Source organism: Mycobacterium appelbergii (genome assembly GCF_032883035.1).
GTDB lineage: Bacteria > Actinomycetota > Actinomycetes > Mycobacteriales > Mycobacteriaceae > Mycobacterium > Mycobacterium appelbergii.
Map to the genome: position 1 here is coordinate 88,380 of NZ_JAMQTH010000019.1, position 16,877 is coordinate 105,256.

Genomic DNA, 16,877 nt, shown 5'->3' on the forward strand with positions numbered 1-16,877 from the left:
GAGACCCATTTCCGACGAGGAGGGAACACATGTCCGCCCATCCCACCGCTTATCCCGACATCGCCACCCGCGACGAGTGGCTCGCCGCCCGCAAGAAGCTGCTGGCCCGCGAACGGGAGGTCACCCACCTGCGCGACGCAGTCAACGCAGAGCGGCGTCGGCTGCCGATGGTGAAAGTCGAGAAGGACTATGTTTTCGACGGCCCCGCCGGCGAAACCCGGCTGCTCGACATGTTCGAAGGTCGAAGCCAGCTCTACATCCACCACTTCATGTGGATCGACGCCATCGATGCAGGCTGCCCGAGCTGCACCGCCGCGGCGGATCTCACGTTCACTCAACAAGATCGGGCACTGCTGGAAGGCAAAGATGTCACCTTCGCCTGCGTATCGCGGGCACCGTATGCCAGCATCGCGCGCTACCGCGACGAGCACGGTTGGACGTTTCCCTGGTACTCCTCGCGTGACGGCGACTTCACGTACGACTACCACGTGACACTGAATCCTGACCGGGCCCCGATCGAGTACAACTACCAGTCCGTCGACGAGCTGCGCGCTGCGGGTTTCACCGATGACGATCTGCGAGGTGACTGGCCCGGCGCCAGCGTGTTCCTGCGGCGCGGCGACGAGGTGTTCCACACCTACTCGGCCTACGCGCGCGGTTTGGACCACTCCGCTGTCGGATATCCGTTCCTGGACCTGACCCCGTACGGACGCCAGGAGCCCTGGGAGGATTCGCCCGCGGGGTGGCCCCAGGGCGGGGCGGCCGCCGGGATGCCCGTCGAGCAGTAGCGATCACCGCGATCGAAATACTGGGCGGGGGTCCGCGCTGCTGGCAAGGTCTACACCTGACGCGGGTGTGGCTGAGTGGCTAGGCACCGGCCTGCAAAGCCGTTTACACGGGTTCGAATCCCGTCACTCGCTCGGGTGAACGCCCACGGCGCGCAGTCGATTTTGCGCGCCGTGGCTGACCCCGAATAATGCGGCGGTGCCCCTGCCGCAAATCGCTGACATCCTGACCACCCTCGACATCGAGCAGACCGGCGACAACACGTTCGTCGCCACCCAAATCGACAATGCCGCGCACCACATCATCGGTGGGCACATCGCCGCGCAGGCGTTGATGGCGGCGAGTCGGACGGCGGCGGGCCGGTTGCCGCACAGTGTGCACGTCTATCTGCTACGGGCCGGTGATGCCCGGCATCCCGTGGACATGGAAGTGACGAACCTGCGGGACGGTGGCGCACTGTCCACCCGGCGCGTGATCGCCCGTCAAGGTGACGAGGTGTTGTTGGAGGCGCTGGTCTCGCTCAGCGCGCCGTTGGATGCCGTTGATTACCACCAGCCGATTCCCGATGTGCCTGCCCCGGATACGCTGCCGACGGTTGGCGAGTTGCTGCGGCCGTACGCCGATGAGCACCAAGGGTTCTGGGTACGCCCGCAGTGGATCGAGCGGCGGTATGTCGATGCTCCACCGCGGCTGGCCCAGGACCTGCCGGCGCCCCCGGAACGCACCCGGATGTGGTGGCGCCCAATCGAACCGGTGGTCGCCGACCTGATCGTGAACAGTTGTCTTCTCACGTATGTCTCGGGCACCACCATGCTGGAGACCGCGGTGACGATGCGGCGGGCCACCCAGATCAGTGCATTCTCGGCGTTGATCGACCATGCGCTCTGGTTCCACCGGCCGGCGGACCTGTCCGACTGGGTGCTGACCGATCAGGTGTCGCCCAGTGGGATTCACGGTCGCGGTCTGGCCAGTGCCACCATGTACAACCGATCCGGGGAGCTGGCCTGTACGGCCACACAGGAGATTTACTTCGGTCGTGACCGCCGCTCCGATCGGTGACCGCGAAAGGTTCCGTTCCGGACGGTTTTTGAGCGGGTGCCGCCGGGCGTGATGAGCTGGATCACGCCGCCGGCGTCACGTCCATCACGGATGCGACCGATTTGAATGCTGTGGCGGTTACCATCAGTCGCGGTAGACGCCGTCCGGGAATGTGGACTCTTTTGCCGGCTGAATGTGCGGGTGTCGTCAATCACCCCACTGGTCAGTTGGCGAGGGGTTACTGTCTCGGTGGCGTTGCAACTGACAGTGGGAGGGTATGGATGAGCGCCTATCGAACCGTGGTGGTCGGCACGGACGGATCTGATTCGTCATTGCGTGCAGTAGACCGCGCCGGTCAGATTGCCGCCGGGTCGAACGCGAAGCTGATCGTGGCGACCGCGTACTTCCCTCAAAGTGAAGACCAACGTGCCGCTGACGTCCTCAAGGACGAGGGCTACAAGATGGCGGGCAATGCCCCGATCTACGCCATCTTGCGGGAGGCCAGCGACCGCGCGCGGGAGGCAGGCGCAACAGACATCGAGGAGCGCCCGATCGTCGGCGCCCCGGTCGACGCGCTCGTCGAGCTGGCCGGCGACGTCAATGCCGACCTGCTGGTCGTCGGCAACGTGGGCCTGAGCACGATTGCGGGTCGGTTGCTCGGATCGGTCCCCGCCAACGTGGCTCGTCGGTCCAAGACCGACGTGCTCATCGTCCACACCAGCTAGCGCCTACCAGCCGCGTTCGCGCCACTCGGGCAGGTTGGGCCGCTCCGCGCCGAGCGTGGTGTCGTCGCCGTGGCCCGGGTACACGATCGTGGTGTCCGCGTAGACGTCGAACACCTTGCTGCTCACATCGCCGAGCAGTCGTTCGAAGTCGCCGGGCTGCCAGGTTTTGCCGACACCCCCCGGGAACAGGCAGTCGCCGGTGAACAGGTGCGTGGTGGTGCTGTCCCCGTCGGGCACGGCCAGCGCCAGCGCCACCGATCCGGGGGTGTGCCCACGCAGGTGGATGACGTCGAATGACAGCTCGCCGACCCTGATGGTGTCGCCGTCGGCCAGGATGCGGTTCGGGGTGACCGGCAGCGGCTCCGCGTCGAGCGCGTGCGCCGCGGTCGGGGCGCCTGTGGTCTCTGCCACAGCGGACAGCGCCTGCCAGTGGTCGAAGTGCTGATGGCTGGTGACGATCAAGGACAGCTTCGGCGCCTGTTGGGCGATGAGCTCGAGCAGGATCTCGGCGTCGTTGGCAGCATCGATGAGCAGAGTCTCGCCGGTTGACGTGCAGGTCACCAGATAGCAATTGTTGTCCATCGGGCCCACCGACGTTTTGATGATCGATGCTCCGGCGACAGTGCGCCTGGCTGCGGTCCCCGGCTCGACGTGGCCGGTGTAGGTGTCTGCGACGGTTGTCATATCGCCACGGTAACGGGCTTGTCGGTACCGGCGCATAGCATGGGGACGATGGGCCGACCTGGAAGGAAAATGTTGGCTGACCGGCTGATTGTCAAGGGTGCTCGCGAGCACAACCTGCGAGGTGTTGACCTCGACCTGCCGCGCGATGCGTTGATCGTGTTCACCGGATTGTCCGGCTCGGGCAAGTCCTCGCTGGCGTTCGACACCATATTCGCCGAGGGACAGCGTCGCTATGTCGAGTCGCTGTCGGCGTATGCGCGCCAGTTCCTGGGGCAGATGGACAAACCTGACGTCGACTTCATCGAAGGCCTGTCGCCTGCGGTGTCGATCGACCAGAAGTCCACGAACCGCAACCCGCGGTCAACGGTCGGCACCATCACCGAGGTGTACGACTACCTGCGCCTGCTGTATGCCCGGGCCGGCACCCCGCACTGCCCGGTGTGTGGTGAGCGGATCGCCCGCCAGACACCGCAGCAGATCGTCGACCAGGTGCTGGCGATGGACGAGGGGCTGCGGTTCCAGGTCCTCGCGCCGGTGGTGCGGACCCGCAAGGGGGAGTTCGTCGACCTGTTCGACAAGCTCAACACCCAGGGCTACAGCCGCGTCCGGGTGGACGGGGTGGTGCATCCGCTGACCGATCCGCCGAAGCTCAAGAAGCAGGAGAAGCACGACATCGAGGTGGTGGTGGACCGGTTGACGGTCAAGGCCACCGCGAAACAGCGGCTCACCGACTCGGTGGAAACCGCGTTGAACCTCGCCGACGGCATCGTGGTGCTCGAGTTCGTCGACCGGGAGGATGATCATCCGCACCGTGAGCAGCGCTTCTCCGAGAAGCTGGCCTGCCCGAACGGTCATCCACTGGCGGTCGATGACCTGGAGCCACGGTCGTTCTCCTTCAACTCGCCGTACGGGGCCTGCCCGGAGTGCACCGGCCTGGGTATCCGCAAAGAGGTCGACCCCGATCTGGTCATTCCCGACCCGGACCTGACCCTGGCCGAGGGCGCGATCGCGCCGTGGTCGATGGGCCAGACCGCGGAGTACTTCACCCGGATGCTGTCCGGGTTGGGCGATGCCCTCGGCTTCGATGTCGACACCCCGTGGAAGAAGCTGCCGGTCAAGGCCCGCCGGGCGATTCTGGAGGGGTGCGACGAGCAGGTGCACGTCCGCTACAAGAACCGGTACGGGCGTACGAGGTCCTACTACGCGGAGTTCGAAGGCGTGATGGCCTTCCTGCAGCGTCGTATGGAGCAGACCGACTCGGAGCAGATGAAGGAACGCTACGAGGGGTTCATGCGTGACATTCCGTGCCCGGAATGCAACGGCACCCGGCTCAAGCCGGAAATCCTGGCGGTCACCATGGCCGCCGGACAGTCCGGCTCCAAGTCGATCGCGCAAGTGGCCGAGTTGTCCATCGCCGACTGTGCCGATTTCCTCAACGCGCTCACGTTGGGTCCGCGCGAGAAGGCCATTGCCGGCCAGGTGCTCAAGGAGATCCAGTCACGGCTCGGATTTCTGCTCGATGTCGGGCTGGACTACCTGTCGCTGTCACGTGCGGCGGCGACGCTTTCGGGTGGCGAGGCGCAACGTATCCGGTTGGCGACGCAGATCGGCTCCGGGCTGGTCGGCGTGCTGTACGTTCTCGACGAGCCGTCGATCGGCCTGCACCAGCGCGACAATCGCCGGCTCATCGACACGCTGGTGCGGTTGCGCGATCTGGGCAACACGCTGATCGTCGTCGAACATGATCTGGACACCATCGCGCACGCCGACTGGATCGTCGACATCGGTCCGGCGGCCGGCGAACACGGCGGCCGCATCGTGCACAGCGGTTCGTACGACGATTTGTTGCTCAACCCCGAATCACTCACCGGTGCTTACGTTTCCGGTAAAGAGAGTATCGAGATTCCGGCGATCCGGCGGCCCACGGACCGGCGTCGTCAGGTCACGATCGTCGGGGCCAGGGAGAACAACCTGCGCGAGATCGACGTCGCTTTTCCGCTCGGCGTGCTCACCTCGGTGACCGGGGTGTCCGGGTCAGGGAAGTCGACCCTGGTCAACGACATCCTCGCGTCGGTCATGGCCAACAAGCTCAACAAGGCCCGGCAGGTGCCCGGCCGGCACACCCGGGTCAACGGCCTGGATCAGCTCGACAAATTGGTGCGGGTCGACCAGTCGCCGATCGGGCGTACTCCGCGGTCCAATGCGGCCACCTACACCGGGGTGTTCGACAAGATCCGCTCGCTGTTCGCAGCCACCACCGAGGCCAAGGTGCGCGGCTACCAGCCCGGCCGCTTCTCGTTCAACGTCAAAGGCGGTCGGTGCGAAGCCTGTTCGGGTGACGGCACCATCAAGATCGAGATGAACTTCCTGCCCGACGTGTATGTGCCGTGCGAGGTGTGCCATGGGGCCCGGTACAACCGGGAGACGCTCGAGGTGCATTACAAGGGTAAAACCATCGCCGAGGTGCTCGACATGTCCATCGAGGACGCGACCGAGTTCTTCGAACCGATCAGCTCGATTCACCGGTATCTGAAGACTTTGGTGGATGTCGGCCTGGGCTACGTGCGGCTGGGGCAACCCGCGCCGACGCTGTCCGGCGGTGAGGCGCAGCGCGTCAAGCTCGCTGCCGAACTGCAGAAGCGTTCCACCGGGCGCACGGTATACATCCTCGACGAGCCCACCACAGGCCTGCATTTCGAGGACATCCGCAAGCTGCTCAAGGTCATCAACGGCCTTGTCGACAAAGGCAATACGGTGATCGTCATCGAGCACAACCTCGACGTGATCAAGACCTCGGACTGGATCGTCGACATGGGACCTGAGGGCGGGGCCGGTGGCGGCACGGTGGTGGCCGAAGGCACCCCCGAAGATGTGGCGGCCAACCCGGACAGCTACACCGGGCAGTTCCTCGCTGAACTGCTGGAGGTGGTGCCGAAACCGCGGCGCAAACGGCGCAAGGTCAGCGCCTAACCCTTCGACAGCGGCGACGGGAATCTGGGGTTGGCGCGCACACCGGCCAGCCATTCGGTGAGTTCGTCGGCCCGACGCTGCAGTGCCCGGGTGGCATCGCGGCCGACCTCTTCGAGGAGGTGCAGCACCACGCGGCCGTCCTGGTCCTGACGCCACCCACCCACGATGCGGCCGTTCCACCATGCGGTCGGGCCGCCGTTGCCGTTGGTGTCGAACACCCGGCCGCGATGCGGGGCGAGGTACCAGTCCCGGTCATACCAGCCCATCGTGGTGACATCGAGGCCGGGCAACAGCGCGGCCCAGGGCTCGACATCGGATTCCGGTTCGAGATCGTCGGGCAGGACATAGCCGACGGCGGCGGCTCCCGTCGATCCGGACAACTCGACCTCGACCGCGCCGATGTCACGCACCGCATGCCGCGCCCAGGTGAGGGTATTGCCGAACCACCACTTGATGTCGGTGATCGTGGCGGGCCCGAAGGTGCGCAGCCAGGTCCCGACGAGTTCGGCGCGCGCAACCTCGGGCGCCACGGTGTCCGGCGCCGCGGGCAGCCAGTCCGCCATGCTCGCCCAGCGGGGCCGCGAGGTGGTCCAGGCACCCTCGTTGGTGCCGCGGACGATGTCACCGCGCACCGCGAGTACCGTCAAAACCCTTGGTGCCAAAGGTGTTTCGCCACCCCAGCGCTTACCCGGGGCGGGGTCGTGGCGACCCGCCAACTCCGGCAGCGCGGCGCGCAGATCCTTGGCGCTGGTGGGGCCGTTCGCCTTGAGGTGGCCCAGCACCGCTGCGCACGCTGCCTCCAACCATTTCTCGGCATCGGCGGCGACCGCCGACTTCTGCGCGTCGCTGATCAGCTTGCGGCGTTCGTTGTCCGCTACCCGTTCGCTGGCTGCGGACTGGACCAGTGGAAGATCCGCGGTGCGCACCAGCCACAGCGTGCGGCGCATGGCGAGGTGCTTGATCACGGTGCGCCGGTCGTACAGCTGTGTGTCGAGATCGGCGACGGTGAACCCCGGGATCCGGGCCTGCAGCGACAGATACGGCGTGGACGGGTCGGTGGCGTGCAGGCCGACGAAGGCGGCTGTGGTTTCGGCGACCGAGGAGGCCGGCCGGCTCAGAAAATGCCGTCGCGCCAGCCGGGCCCGTCGCTGCTCGACAGTAAAACTCCGCACCGGTCAGGAGTTGTCATTCTTCTCGTCGCGCATGGCTTCACGGATTTCCTTGAGTCGGTCCGCCGCCGACTGCTGGCGCTGCTCGTACTGCTCCTCGGCGGCTCGCCCCTCGGGCGTCTCACCGGCGAGCTCGGAAGCCCCGACCGCGGTGCCGAACCGCGTCTCGATCTTCTCGCGCACCGAATCGAACGTCGGCACGCCCTCGGATGTATAGCCGGACTCTTCGGGCTGATCGGACTGCTCCGTCATGCACCCACCGTACCTGCGACGACCGACAGTTCTTGGGATCGGTAGCGGCCAGGACGCCTTTGACTGTGGACACGACGGAGCCATCGGGGCGACGCGGACAAAGGGGAAGATGATGAATCGAGTTATCGCAGGCGCCGTGGGACTGCTCGCGGTCGGCACGGTGCTGGTGGGCTGCTCGGAAGACAAGCCCGCCGCTTCCGACGACAAACCCGCTGCTTCGGCCGAGCAGCCGGCCGCAGCGGCCGATGCCGAGGTCAGCACCGGCGGCAACACCACGGTCAAGGTGGACGGCAAGGATCTGGCCGGGCTGGACCTGAACTCGGTGACCTGCGTCAAGCAGGCCGGCAAGATCAACGTCGGCAGCGCCGCGATCGGCGGCCAGCAGGGCCTCGGCGTGGTGATGACCGATGAGGCCACGCCGAAGGTCGAGTCGCTGGGCCTGGTGGTCGACGGCAGTGCCCTGGCGGTCAGCGAGAGCATGGGCATGAAAGTCGGATCTGCCGAGGTCACGGTCGACGGCGACACCTACACGATCACCGGCGAGGCCTCCGGCGCCGATATGGCCAACCCGGCGGCCGGGATGATCAACAAGCCGTTCACGATCACGGTGACCTGCAGTTGAGAATCCCCGAACGGCGGCGGGCGTCACGATGACGCCCGCCGCTTTCCTATGATGCTGGGGTGACGATCGTGGAGGAGCTCGACCGCGCCCGTCACCTGGCGTTGGCCGCCGACGAGGAGGCCGCGCACCAACTGCTGGTTGCGCTGATGCCCCGTATCGAGCAGGCCGACCGCGACGATTACGCCCTTGAGGTGTTCGCCCAGCTGGGCGAGATGTATCTGGTCCGCAGTGCCTACGAGGGCACCGTGGAAGGCATTCAGCGCATCGATGACTGCCTGGCGATCTACACCGCGATCCGCGCCGGCAACAAGCCCGAGGCCGCAACCCAGGTCACCATGTCCGACGACGACATCGACCGGATGATCTGCCGTTACGGCAGGCGCGCGGAATTTCTCAGGGCCGGACTGGCGGCGGCACGAGGCGACCACGACGAGGCCGCGGCGCATCTGCAGACGCTCACCGAACTCGAGCACGGCCCAGCCGATCTCGACTTGGAGCATGCCCGCCTGATCACCCACGCACGCATTCTGGTCGCCACAGGCCTCTGTGACGACGACCTGTATGCCCGGTCGGCCTCGCTGTGGGACACGGTCGTCGAAGCCCTGACCGAGGCCGGGCCGGCCGGTGCCGACGCCGAGGATGATCACCTGTTTGTCGCGGGTGCGCTGGGCTACGGCCGGTTCTGCGTGGAGTCCGGACGGCTGGACGAGGCGCAACCGTGGTTGCGCCGGGCCGGAGCCCGCGCCGAGGCCCGCGGGTGGCCCCTGCCCCGTGCCCGTACCCAGCTGGAACGGGCCGCGGCCTGTTGGACGGCCGGCGAATACGCCGAGACCCAGGATCTGGTCACCGAGGCGTACCCGGTGATCGCCGAGCACGCCCGCGCCCACGACGTGTCCAGGAGCTGGTTGTACTTCGGCCTGATCCGGTTGGGCCTCGGTCGGTTACAAGAGGCCGACCAGTGCTGGGAGCATGCCGAACGGCACTGGCGCGAGCTGGGCAAGCCGCTGCACATCCATCGGATCCTGTTGCAGCGCAGCTGGCTTTCGGTGTTCCGCGGGGCGTTCGACGACGCCGCGCAGCGGGTCGCCGAGGCGCGGGAACTGCTGGACTCCTCGCCCCGGCACAGCTGGCTGCAGTACGCGCGGCTCGACGCTCACCTGGGCAGCATCCGGCGGGCCGAGGGATTGGCCGAGATGGGGTTTGACGGCTTCGGCCGGCCCGAGCAGAGCTGGGAGGAGGTCGAGGCCGCGCACGCCTCGGGCCAAGGGGTCTTCAACTGCCGCCCCGGGAGTCCGGAGTACCTGCGCGGAATGGCGAAGCTGGAGCAGGCTGCCGATCTCAAGGTGCCTGCAGCGCTTGCCGTGGACTCGGTCCGCTACACGATCGACGACGCCGGTGCCCGGACCCGTTGGGCCAACTGTGTCTCCGCGCCGATGCTGGCCGGTGCCTTCGCCGTGGCGTGGGAGTGGGACAACACCGAGCTGATCTGTGAACTGGTCGAGTATCACAGCGCCAGAGGAACGTTCAGCGCCGAGCCGGTTACTCAGGGGGCAGGCGACTGGACCGACACGGCCACCGCGCCGGTCCCGGTGGAGGCCGAACTTGCCCCCGAATTGGCCGTGGCCGCCGCCGGGCCACCGGTCGGTGCGGGTGGATTGACCCGGCTGGGCCCGCTGCCGCCGCTGCGGATGGATCCGCAGACCACGCCGATCCTGAGCCGATACCGCGAACTGGCCCTGCAACGCTACGGCCGCGAGGTCACCTCGGCGGAGCCGGAATGGACGACCTGGCCATGACCGAAACGTTGGTGCTGCGCTTCGCCGACGTCGGCATCGTGACCTACGCCAGCCTGCGGGTGGTGGGTCAGCCGACCCGCTCGGTCAGCTGGGTGATCGAAGAACCCTTCCTGCAGCAGATCTACGATGCACTGGACAACGCCCTGCCGGACCCGCGGGCAGCCGAAACCCCCGCCGACGCCATCGAAAGGGCCTTGACCGCAGGGCCTTTCGCCACGCCGAAACGTGAGCTGGAGCTGGCACGGGAACTCGGCGTCCGGCTGATCGGGCCGGATGGCTGGGATCTGCTGGCCGATTGTGTGGCATCACCGCGGGCCACATTGTTCATCACGCCGAGTCCGAAGCTGGGCCGGGTGCCGTGGGGTCAGCTGGCCATGCCGGGCCTGCACAAGTTCCGGTTGATGGAGATGGTCGACGTGCTGATGGCCGTGCCACCCAACATCGTGCACTCGCCGCGGCCCGCGAGGAGCTGGTCGGACCATCCGCACGCCGCCTCGGTGGCCGTACTCGATCCGCGCATCCCCGGCCAGCGCCCGGACTCGGCCCTGGGCTCGGTGCTGGGCCGCCCGTCACCGCAGACCCCGCTGGCGCGCCATTTCGCGGAGCCACTGGCAGCCGGGCAGGTGCTGCCCGCGGCCGCCGCGCCCGAGGAGCTGTTCCGGCGCACCGACACCGACCGGCACTGGCTGGCCGAGGCGTGTGCCGGCGGCCCGGCCCGGTTGCTCTACGTCGGGCACGCCAGCGCCGCCGAAGACGGTGTCGGACATGCCGACCGGGCCGCGCTGCACCTGGCCGAGGACCGGCCCTTGACCGCGGCCGACATCATGGCCGCCGGGCTGGCGGTCCCGCCGCGGGTGGCGCTGCTGGCCTGTGCCTCCGGCGGCGACTATCGATTCGACGAGGCCACGGGGCTGGTCGCCGCCATGGTGCTCGGTGGGGCCCAATTGGTCACCGCGACGCTGTGGCCGTTGCCGACGACCGCGGGCTACCGTCGATTCACCCCCGGGCCAACGGATCTGGCTCACGACCCGATGGCCGACACCGTCATCGGCGTGGACCTCGCGCACCGAGAAGCCGACGCGGGATGCGCGGTGAACCGTTGGCAGCGCGTCCAGATGCGTCGCTGGCGCGACGGTGACACCACGGCCAGCCCGGTGTACTGGGCCGCGCTGGCTACCTTCGCGGTCGACGGCGCCCGCTGAATCAGGCCGGCGCACGCTCCAATTATCGCTGCAACCAAGGGATCTGCCTTCTGCAGGGGGTAGATCCTTCTGATCCCTTGTGCACAACTACGTAATCGATTACGTTGGGTGTCGATCGTCACACCGCACTCCGATATGCGTTCCGTCGGGACTACGAGGAGGTAGCAACATGGAACAGCGCGTCACCGGCGACGAGACAGGGAAGGGGAGCTGTGGCTGACACCGCGAACTCCGCGCAGGGCCTGGACCCGAATCTGCTCCGCAAGATCACCTGGCGGCTGATCCCGTTCCTGGTGGTGATCTACCTGGTCGCCTACATCGATCGCAGCAACGTCGGCGTGGCCAAGCTGACCATGCAACCCGATCTGGATCTGTCGAATGCCGCGTACGGATTCGGCGCAGGCGTCTTCTTCATCGGCTACTTCCTGTTCGAGGTGCCGTCGAACCTGATGGTCGTCAAGTTCGGTGCTCGTAAATGGTTCGCCCGCATCATGATCACCTGGGGAGTGGTGCTGATCCTCACCTTCCTCACGACCAACGAGTGGATGTTCTACACCTTCCGCTTTCTGCTCGGTGTCGCCGAGGCAGGCCTGATGCCCGGCTTGATCTTCTACCTGGCTTCGTGGTTCCCGTTCCAGCACCGGTCCCGCATGATCGGTCTGCTGATGTTCGGCAACCCGATGGCGGTGATCATCGGTGCACCCGTCTCCGGTTGGATCATCGATGCCACGGACGGCGCCTTCGGCCTCGCTGGCTGGCAGTGGATGTTCATCCTCACCGGACTGCCCGCGGTAGTGCTCGCACTCGTTGTGCTCAAGGTCCTGCCCGACGGGCCTGCCGACGCACGCTGGCTCACACCGCAGGAGCGGGACCAGGTGCTGGCCGCAGTGGCGGGGAGTCAGGCCGAAACCACCGAGCACAGGAATCCCCTTTCGGCCCTGCGGGACAAGCGCGTTCTCTTCCTGGCCGCCTTCTGGCTGGCCTTCCCCGTTGCGACCCTGGGCCTGCAATTGTGGCTGCCCACCATCGTCAGCAACTTCGGCACCGGTAACACCATGACCGGCGTGATCACCGCGATCCCGTACGTCTTCGTTGTGCTGGCGCTGTGGTACTGGCCGCGGCGCTCCCAGCGCAAGCAGGAACTGTACTGGCACATGGCGATTCCGCCGCTGCTCGGCGCGGTCGCCTTCCTGCTGATCGGTACCACCAGCAACCCGGTCATTCAGATGGCTCTGATCTCGCTCGCCGCGGTCGGCCTGATGGCCGGTCAGCCGATCCTGCTCTCGATGCCGACCAAGGTGCTCGCCGCCTCGTCCATGGCGGTCGGGATCGCCTGCGTGAACTCGGTCGGCAACCTGGGCGGCTTCATCGGACCGTATGCCGTCGGCGCCATCACTGACGCGACCGGTTCGATCACCCCGGCAATGTGGTTCCTGGCCGCTTGGCTGGTGTTCGCCGCCGTGATGGCCCTGCTCGCCCGGCGCGTCCTGGGCGACAGGTCCGGCCGCGACCGGAAGGGGGCGTCCGCCGAACTCACCGAGACCTGCTGACTGGCGGCCATCCGCGAATCACGTGTAGCCCATCGTTTTCGAATGTAGAAGGAGAATCCCATGGTCACCCACAACCCGGCCGACTTCCACGGCCTGTTCCCTGCCTGCCCGACCTTGATCACCGACGGCGAGAAGTTGGACGAGCCCGCCCAGCGGGCGCTCTACCGGGCCAACGCGGACGCCGGGGCTTCCGGCTTCTGGATGTTCGGCTCCGGGGGAGAGGGCCTCACCCTCACCGATGACGTACGGCGCCGGGCGCTGGAGGTGCTGTTCGACGAACTCGGCGCCGACTTCCCGGTGCTGGCCGGGATCAGCGCCGAGGGCACGGCCCGCGCGATGGAGCGGTTCCGCCCGATCGCGGACCTGCCGATCAAGGGCACCTTCGCTGTTCCGCCCACGTACTACGGATACTCCCAGGACGAGTTGATCGACTACTTCGTCTCGATGGTCGACCTCACCCAGAAGCCGGTGTTCCCGTACCACAACCCCTTTTTCACCAAGAACCGCTTGTCGATCGACACGATGATCACCTTGGCGAACACCGAAGGGATCGCCGGCACCAAGGACTCCACCACCTCGATCGCCGAGACCCAGCGGCTGGTGTGGGACACCCCGGACGACTTCATCGTCTTCCAGGGCCAGGAGGAGTTGATCGCCGCCAGCATCCTGGTGGGGGTCACCTCCATCGTGTCCGTGGTCAGCGCGTCCAACCCCGCCCTGTTCGTCGATCTCATCAACACCGCCAAGGCGGGCGACGTACCTGCGGCGTGGAAGAAGCAGGCCGCGGTGAACGACTACCTGGTCGAGGTCGGCACCGCGGCCGCAACCAACGAAGGTGAGTTCATCGGGGCGGTGAAGCGCCGCCTCGCCGCTGACGGGTTCGGCAACGGGAAACTCACCGCTCCGTGGCGGAGCCCCAAGTGAGGCCGAACCCGGTCCGGACCGGCCTGAAAGACGGCACTGCAGTATTCGGGACTTTCCTGATGGAGTTCGCCACCCCCGGGGTGGCCCGACTCGCCGACAGTGCTGGTTCGCAATTCGTGTTCTGGGACCTCCAGCACACCGGTTGGTCCACGGCCGAGGTCGCTCCGGGGATCGCAGCCGTCCACGGCCGCGCCATCGCAGCAGGGGTTCGGGTGCCCCAGGCGGTGCCGTGGCTGATCGGCCAGGCACTGGACGCCGGAGCCAGTTTGATCATGGTCCCGGCGGTCGAGTCGCCCGAGACCGCGGCCGAGATCGTCCGTGCGACCCGGTATCCCACCGCGACGACCCCGGACGGCATCCGTCCGGTGACCTTCAACTTCGGTTGGGATGACTTCCGACCGCCCACGGACGCGGCCGCCGAACTCGAGGCGGCCAACGACGATGTGGTGGTGTTCGTCCAGATCGAGACGGCCCGCGGGCTCGACCGGGTCGAGCAGATCGCCGCAGTCGACGGGATCGACGTGCTGTGGGTGGGGGACAACGACCTGGCGGCCTCCCTCGGTGTGGCCGGCGACTTTGCACACCCCGTCTATCTCGCCGCCCTCGACCGGGTCGCCGCGGCAGCGGCCACGGCAGGCAAGGCCGCCGGGTTCACCACGGCGGATCCCGCCGTGGCCGAGGACATGCTCAACCGGGGCTACCGGGTCCTCGCCTTCGGCAACGACGTGAAGGTCTTCCAGGCAGCCCTGCGCGGTGGCATCGACGCCTTCCGGGCGCTCGCGCGGAAGTGAACGCGGAAGTGAGCTACGAAACCGAATGATCGACAACCTGATCGACAACCAAGAGGAGAACTGACTACATGCCTGCACAAGTCCTGTCCGGCAAGGTGGCCCTGATCACCGGCGCATCGTCCGGAATCGGTCGGGCCATCGCCACCCGGCTGGCCGATCACGGCGTCAAGCTGGCCCTGGGGTCGCGCAACGCGACCGACCTGGGGATCGAGGGGTCCCACGTCCAGAAGGTAGATGTCCGAGACCTTGCGCAGACCAAGAGCTTCGCGGATACGACCGTGGAGAGGTTCGGCACCATCGACATCGTGATCGCGAACGCCGGAGTGGGCCACTACGGCAACTTCCTGGACGTCCCGGAGGATCGGGTCCAGGAGATGATCGACACGAACTTCACCGGCACCGTGAACACCGTGCGCGCCACCCTGCCGCACGTCCGGGCAGCAGGCAACGGTGGTGACCTGGTGGCGATCGCGTCCGAGGCCGGGCGTCGCGGACTCCCCGGCGAAGCCGCCTACAGCGGCTCGAAGTTCGGCCAGGTCGGCCTCTTCAAGGGACTGGACAACGAACTCCGCGAGGAGGGGATCCGAGTCACCAACCTGTGCCCCGGTGGCGTGGCCACCGCGTTCGCGGTCGGCGACGGACGGGGACGCGAGGAGGGGTCGGAGGCCCTGCAGCAGATGATGCAGGCCGAGGACATCGCCGACCTCACCGAGTTCGTGCTCACCCGTCCGAAGCATTACCGCATTCTCGAGGTGGCGCTGCGCCCGATGAGTGAGGCCAGCTGGGGCTGATCGCCCCGATCAGTGACGTACTGCCCTCACGCTGATGCCCTCCGCACCAGCGTGCAGGGCAGTTCGTCGTGGTGGCGTACGTCGTCGGGGTCGTGGACCAACTGGGTGACGAGCCTGGCCATCTCGGGCAGCGGTTGCTGGATGCTGGTCAGGCCCGCCACGGCGGCCAACCGGGTGTTGTCGAAAGACACGATCGCGACGTCGTCGGGGACGAGGAGTCCCCGTTCGGTGAGGGCCAGTTGCAAGGACACGGCGAGCAGGTCGCTGGTGGTGACCACCGCGTCCACGTCTCGGATGTGCGCATCGAGCCACTCCGACGACACTTCGGCTGCGGCCAACTGGGTCTCGTGCAACGTGCGACCGGCCGCCCCAGGATCGACGTCCTTTGTCACGGCCTCGAACGCCTTGAGTCGTTCGGCCGAAGTGGACACCCCGTCGTCGTAGCCGAGGAAGGCGAAACGACGGCAGTCGCGTTGCCGCAGAAGCTCATACACCGCCACCATCGCACCGTGATGGTCGGCACCCACGTAGGGCAGTCTGGTGCTGGCGCGTCGGTCCACCTGCACCACTTTGGTGTCGATGGCCGCGTCCTGCACTGTCCTGCGGGACTTTCGGGTGTGCACCGGGCTGATCACGAGCGCGTCCACGCGACGCTCCAACAGGGCCTGCACCCGCAACCGCTCGACCTCCGCGGACCCTTGCGCGTCCCCGATCAGGATCCCGGTGCCGGCGCCTTGCAGGGAATCCTCGAGTTCGCGCAACAGCGCTGGGAAGAAAGGGTTCACGATGTCGGGCACCACCAGGCCCACCATGCCCGAGCGCTGGCTGCGCAGCGATCGGGCGATCGGGTCGACCCGGTAGCCCAGGGAGTCAGCGGTGCGGATCACCCGGTCGCGTACCTCGGCGCCGGCACCCGGGAGCCCGGCGAGGGTACGGGACACGGTGGCGGTCGACACCCCAGCCGCATCGGCGACCTGTTGGATCGTCACACGTGCCGGGCGGACCATTGAGCGTCATCGTCTCCTGGGTCGTGACCGGTTGCGGTTGCGGAGACTTGATCATACCGGCCCAACGGATCTGGTCCACGACCCGCGACACCGTCGTCGGGATCGAATCAGGCCGGCGAGACGCACACCGCGATGGTGGTCTCGTCGCCCGGCCGGTAGTAGGCGTCGATGACGCTGCCCGGTGTCACCTTCGCCAGCGAGGACGCCGGGATCAACGCGGTTTCGCGGGCAGGGAACTGCCCGCCGCCTCGCCTGCTGACCATCAGATCGAGCTCGACTTCACGAAAGTCCTCACGTTGCCCACCGGTGGTGCGCATGCCGGTGACCACCCCGCGCGACCGGGTGCCGTGGCGGATCAGCGCCAGCTGTGCACCAGTCATCAGCCCCTTGCGGATCAGCATGTGGTCGAACTCGGCCACCAGTTCCTCGATCGTGACCAGGCGTTCGCTGGCTTCATCGTGGTCCGGGCCCAGCCGCCTGGGACGGCGGTACGTCAGCACTGCCCCGAGGGCGCCACCGCAGATGAAGCCGACGACGGTGAGGGTCAGGGCAGCGGTCATTGGACAAGGG

Annotated in this window: 16 protein-coding genes and 1 tRNA gene; 12 read left to right on the top strand and 5 right to left on the bottom strand. The window is 67.0% G+C overall.

What is annotated here, in order from left to right; translation table 11 throughout:
• Positions 1-29: 29 nt before the first annotated feature.
• The 4 genes from M1247_RS32625 to M1247_RS32640 all read left to right on the top strand — a co-directional run bounded on the left by M1247_RS32625 (position 30) and on the right by M1247_RS32640 (position 2,549).
• Positions 30-788, top strand: coding sequence for a DUF899 domain-containing protein (locus M1247_RS32625; protein ID WP_317160581.1), 759 nt, complete (start codon positions 30-32; stop codon positions 786-788).
• A gap of 61 nt (positions 789-849) precedes the next feature.
• Positions 850-920, top strand: a tRNA-Cys gene (locus M1247_RS32630).
• A gap of 64 nt (positions 921-984) precedes the next feature.
• Complete coding sequence (locus tag M1247_RS32635; RefSeq protein ID WP_317160582.1) at positions 985-1,845, top strand: acyl-CoA thioesterase; 861 nt, start codon at positions 985-987, stop codon at positions 1,843-1,845.
• Between the two features lie 260 nt (positions 1,846-2,105).
• Entirely contained in the window at positions 2,106-2,549 is a 444-nt protein-coding gene (locus M1247_RS32640; RefSeq protein WP_317160583.1) for a universal stress protein, read from the top strand.
• Positions 2,550-2,552: 3 nt separating this feature from the next.
• Here M1247_RS32640 and M1247_RS32645 read toward each other — a convergent pair whose 3' ends face one another.
• Positions 2,553-3,233, bottom strand: a complete 681-nt coding sequence (locus M1247_RS32645) for an MBL fold metallo-hydrolase (protein WP_317160584.1) — start codon at positions 3,231-3,233, stop codon at positions 2,553-2,555.
• 72 nt (positions 3,234-3,305) lie between these two features.
• Between M1247_RS32645 and uvrA the strand changes: the two genes are divergently transcribed.
• On the top strand, positions 3,306-6,203 hold the full coding sequence (gene uvrA, locus M1247_RS32650) for an excinuclease ABC subunit UvrA (protein WP_317160656.1): 2,898 nt from the start codon (positions 3,306-3,308) through the stop codon (positions 6,201-6,203).
• On the opposite strand, the gene M1247_RS32655 is transcribed toward uvrA, so the two are convergent.
• Positions 6,200-7,375 (bottom strand): winged helix DNA-binding domain-containing protein, encoded by a 1,176-nt coding sequence (locus M1247_RS32655; protein WP_317160585.1) that lies wholly within the window; start codon positions 7,373-7,375, stop codon positions 6,200-6,202. The genes uvrA and M1247_RS32655 overlap by 4 nt on opposite strands.
• Positions 7,376-7,378: 3 nt before the next feature.
• On the bottom strand, positions 7,379-7,624 hold the full coding sequence (locus tag M1247_RS32660) for a hypothetical protein (protein WP_317160586.1): 246 nt from the start codon (positions 7,622-7,624) through the stop codon (positions 7,379-7,381).
• A gap of 112 nt (positions 7,625-7,736) precedes the next feature.
• Between M1247_RS32660 and M1247_RS32665 the strand changes: the two genes are divergently transcribed.
• The 7 genes from M1247_RS32665 (at position 7,737) to M1247_RS32695 (ending at position 15,300) form a co-directional block, all read left to right on the top strand.
• A complete protein-coding gene (locus M1247_RS32665; protein WP_317160657.1) occupies positions 7,737-8,246 on the top strand; it encodes a lipoprotein LpqH in 510 nt (169 codons plus the stop codon).
• Positions 8,247-8,305: 59 nt separating this feature from the next.
• Complete coding sequence (locus M1247_RS32670) at positions 8,306-10,042, top strand: hypothetical protein (RefSeq protein WP_317160587.1); 1,737 nt, start codon at positions 8,306-8,308, stop codon at positions 10,040-10,042.
• Complete coding sequence (locus tag M1247_RS32675; RefSeq protein WP_317160658.1) at positions 10,039-11,244, top strand: CHAT domain-containing protein; 1,206 nt, start codon at positions 10,039-10,041, stop codon at positions 11,242-11,244. Before M1247_RS32670 ends, M1247_RS32675 begins: the two co-directional genes overlap by 4 nt.
• Before the next feature lie 212 nt (positions 11,245-11,456).
• On the top strand, positions 11,457-12,794 hold the full coding sequence (locus M1247_RS32680; protein ID WP_317160588.1) for an MFS transporter: 1,338 nt from the start codon (positions 11,457-11,459) through the stop codon (positions 12,792-12,794).
• Positions 12,795-12,854: 60 nt separating this feature from the next.
• Positions 12,855-13,718 carry a dihydrodipicolinate synthase family protein gene (locus tag M1247_RS32685; RefSeq protein ID WP_317160589.1) on the top strand — a complete coding sequence of 288 codons (864 nt, stop codon included), beginning with the start codon at positions 12,855-12,857 and terminating at the stop codon, positions 13,716-13,718.
• Positions 13,715-14,509, top strand: a complete 795-nt coding sequence (locus tag M1247_RS32690) for an HpcH/HpaI aldolase family protein (RefSeq protein WP_317160590.1) — start codon at positions 13,715-13,717, stop codon at positions 14,507-14,509. Before M1247_RS32685 ends, M1247_RS32690 begins: the two co-directional genes overlap by 4 nt.
• 68 nt (positions 14,510-14,577) lie before the next feature.
• Positions 14,578-15,300: an SDR family oxidoreductase gene (locus tag M1247_RS32695; RefSeq protein ID WP_317160591.1), complete on the top strand. Its 723-nt coding sequence runs from the start codon at positions 14,578-14,580 to the stop codon at positions 15,298-15,300.
• Positions 15,301-15,326: 26 nt separating this feature from the next.
• Here M1247_RS32695 and M1247_RS32700 read toward each other — a convergent pair whose 3' ends face one another.
• Together M1247_RS32700 and M1247_RS32705 are read right to left on the bottom strand one after the other, a co-directional pair.
• Complete coding sequence (locus M1247_RS32700; protein WP_317160592.1) at positions 15,327-16,289, bottom strand: LacI family DNA-binding transcriptional regulator; 963 nt, start codon at positions 16,287-16,289, stop codon at positions 15,327-15,329.
• A gap of 125 nt (positions 16,290-16,414) precedes the next feature.
• Positions 16,415-16,867, bottom strand: a complete 453-nt coding sequence (locus M1247_RS32705; protein ID WP_317160593.1) for a hypothetical protein — start codon at positions 16,865-16,867, stop codon at positions 16,415-16,417.
• Between the last annotated feature and the right edge of the window lie 10 nt (positions 16,868-16,877).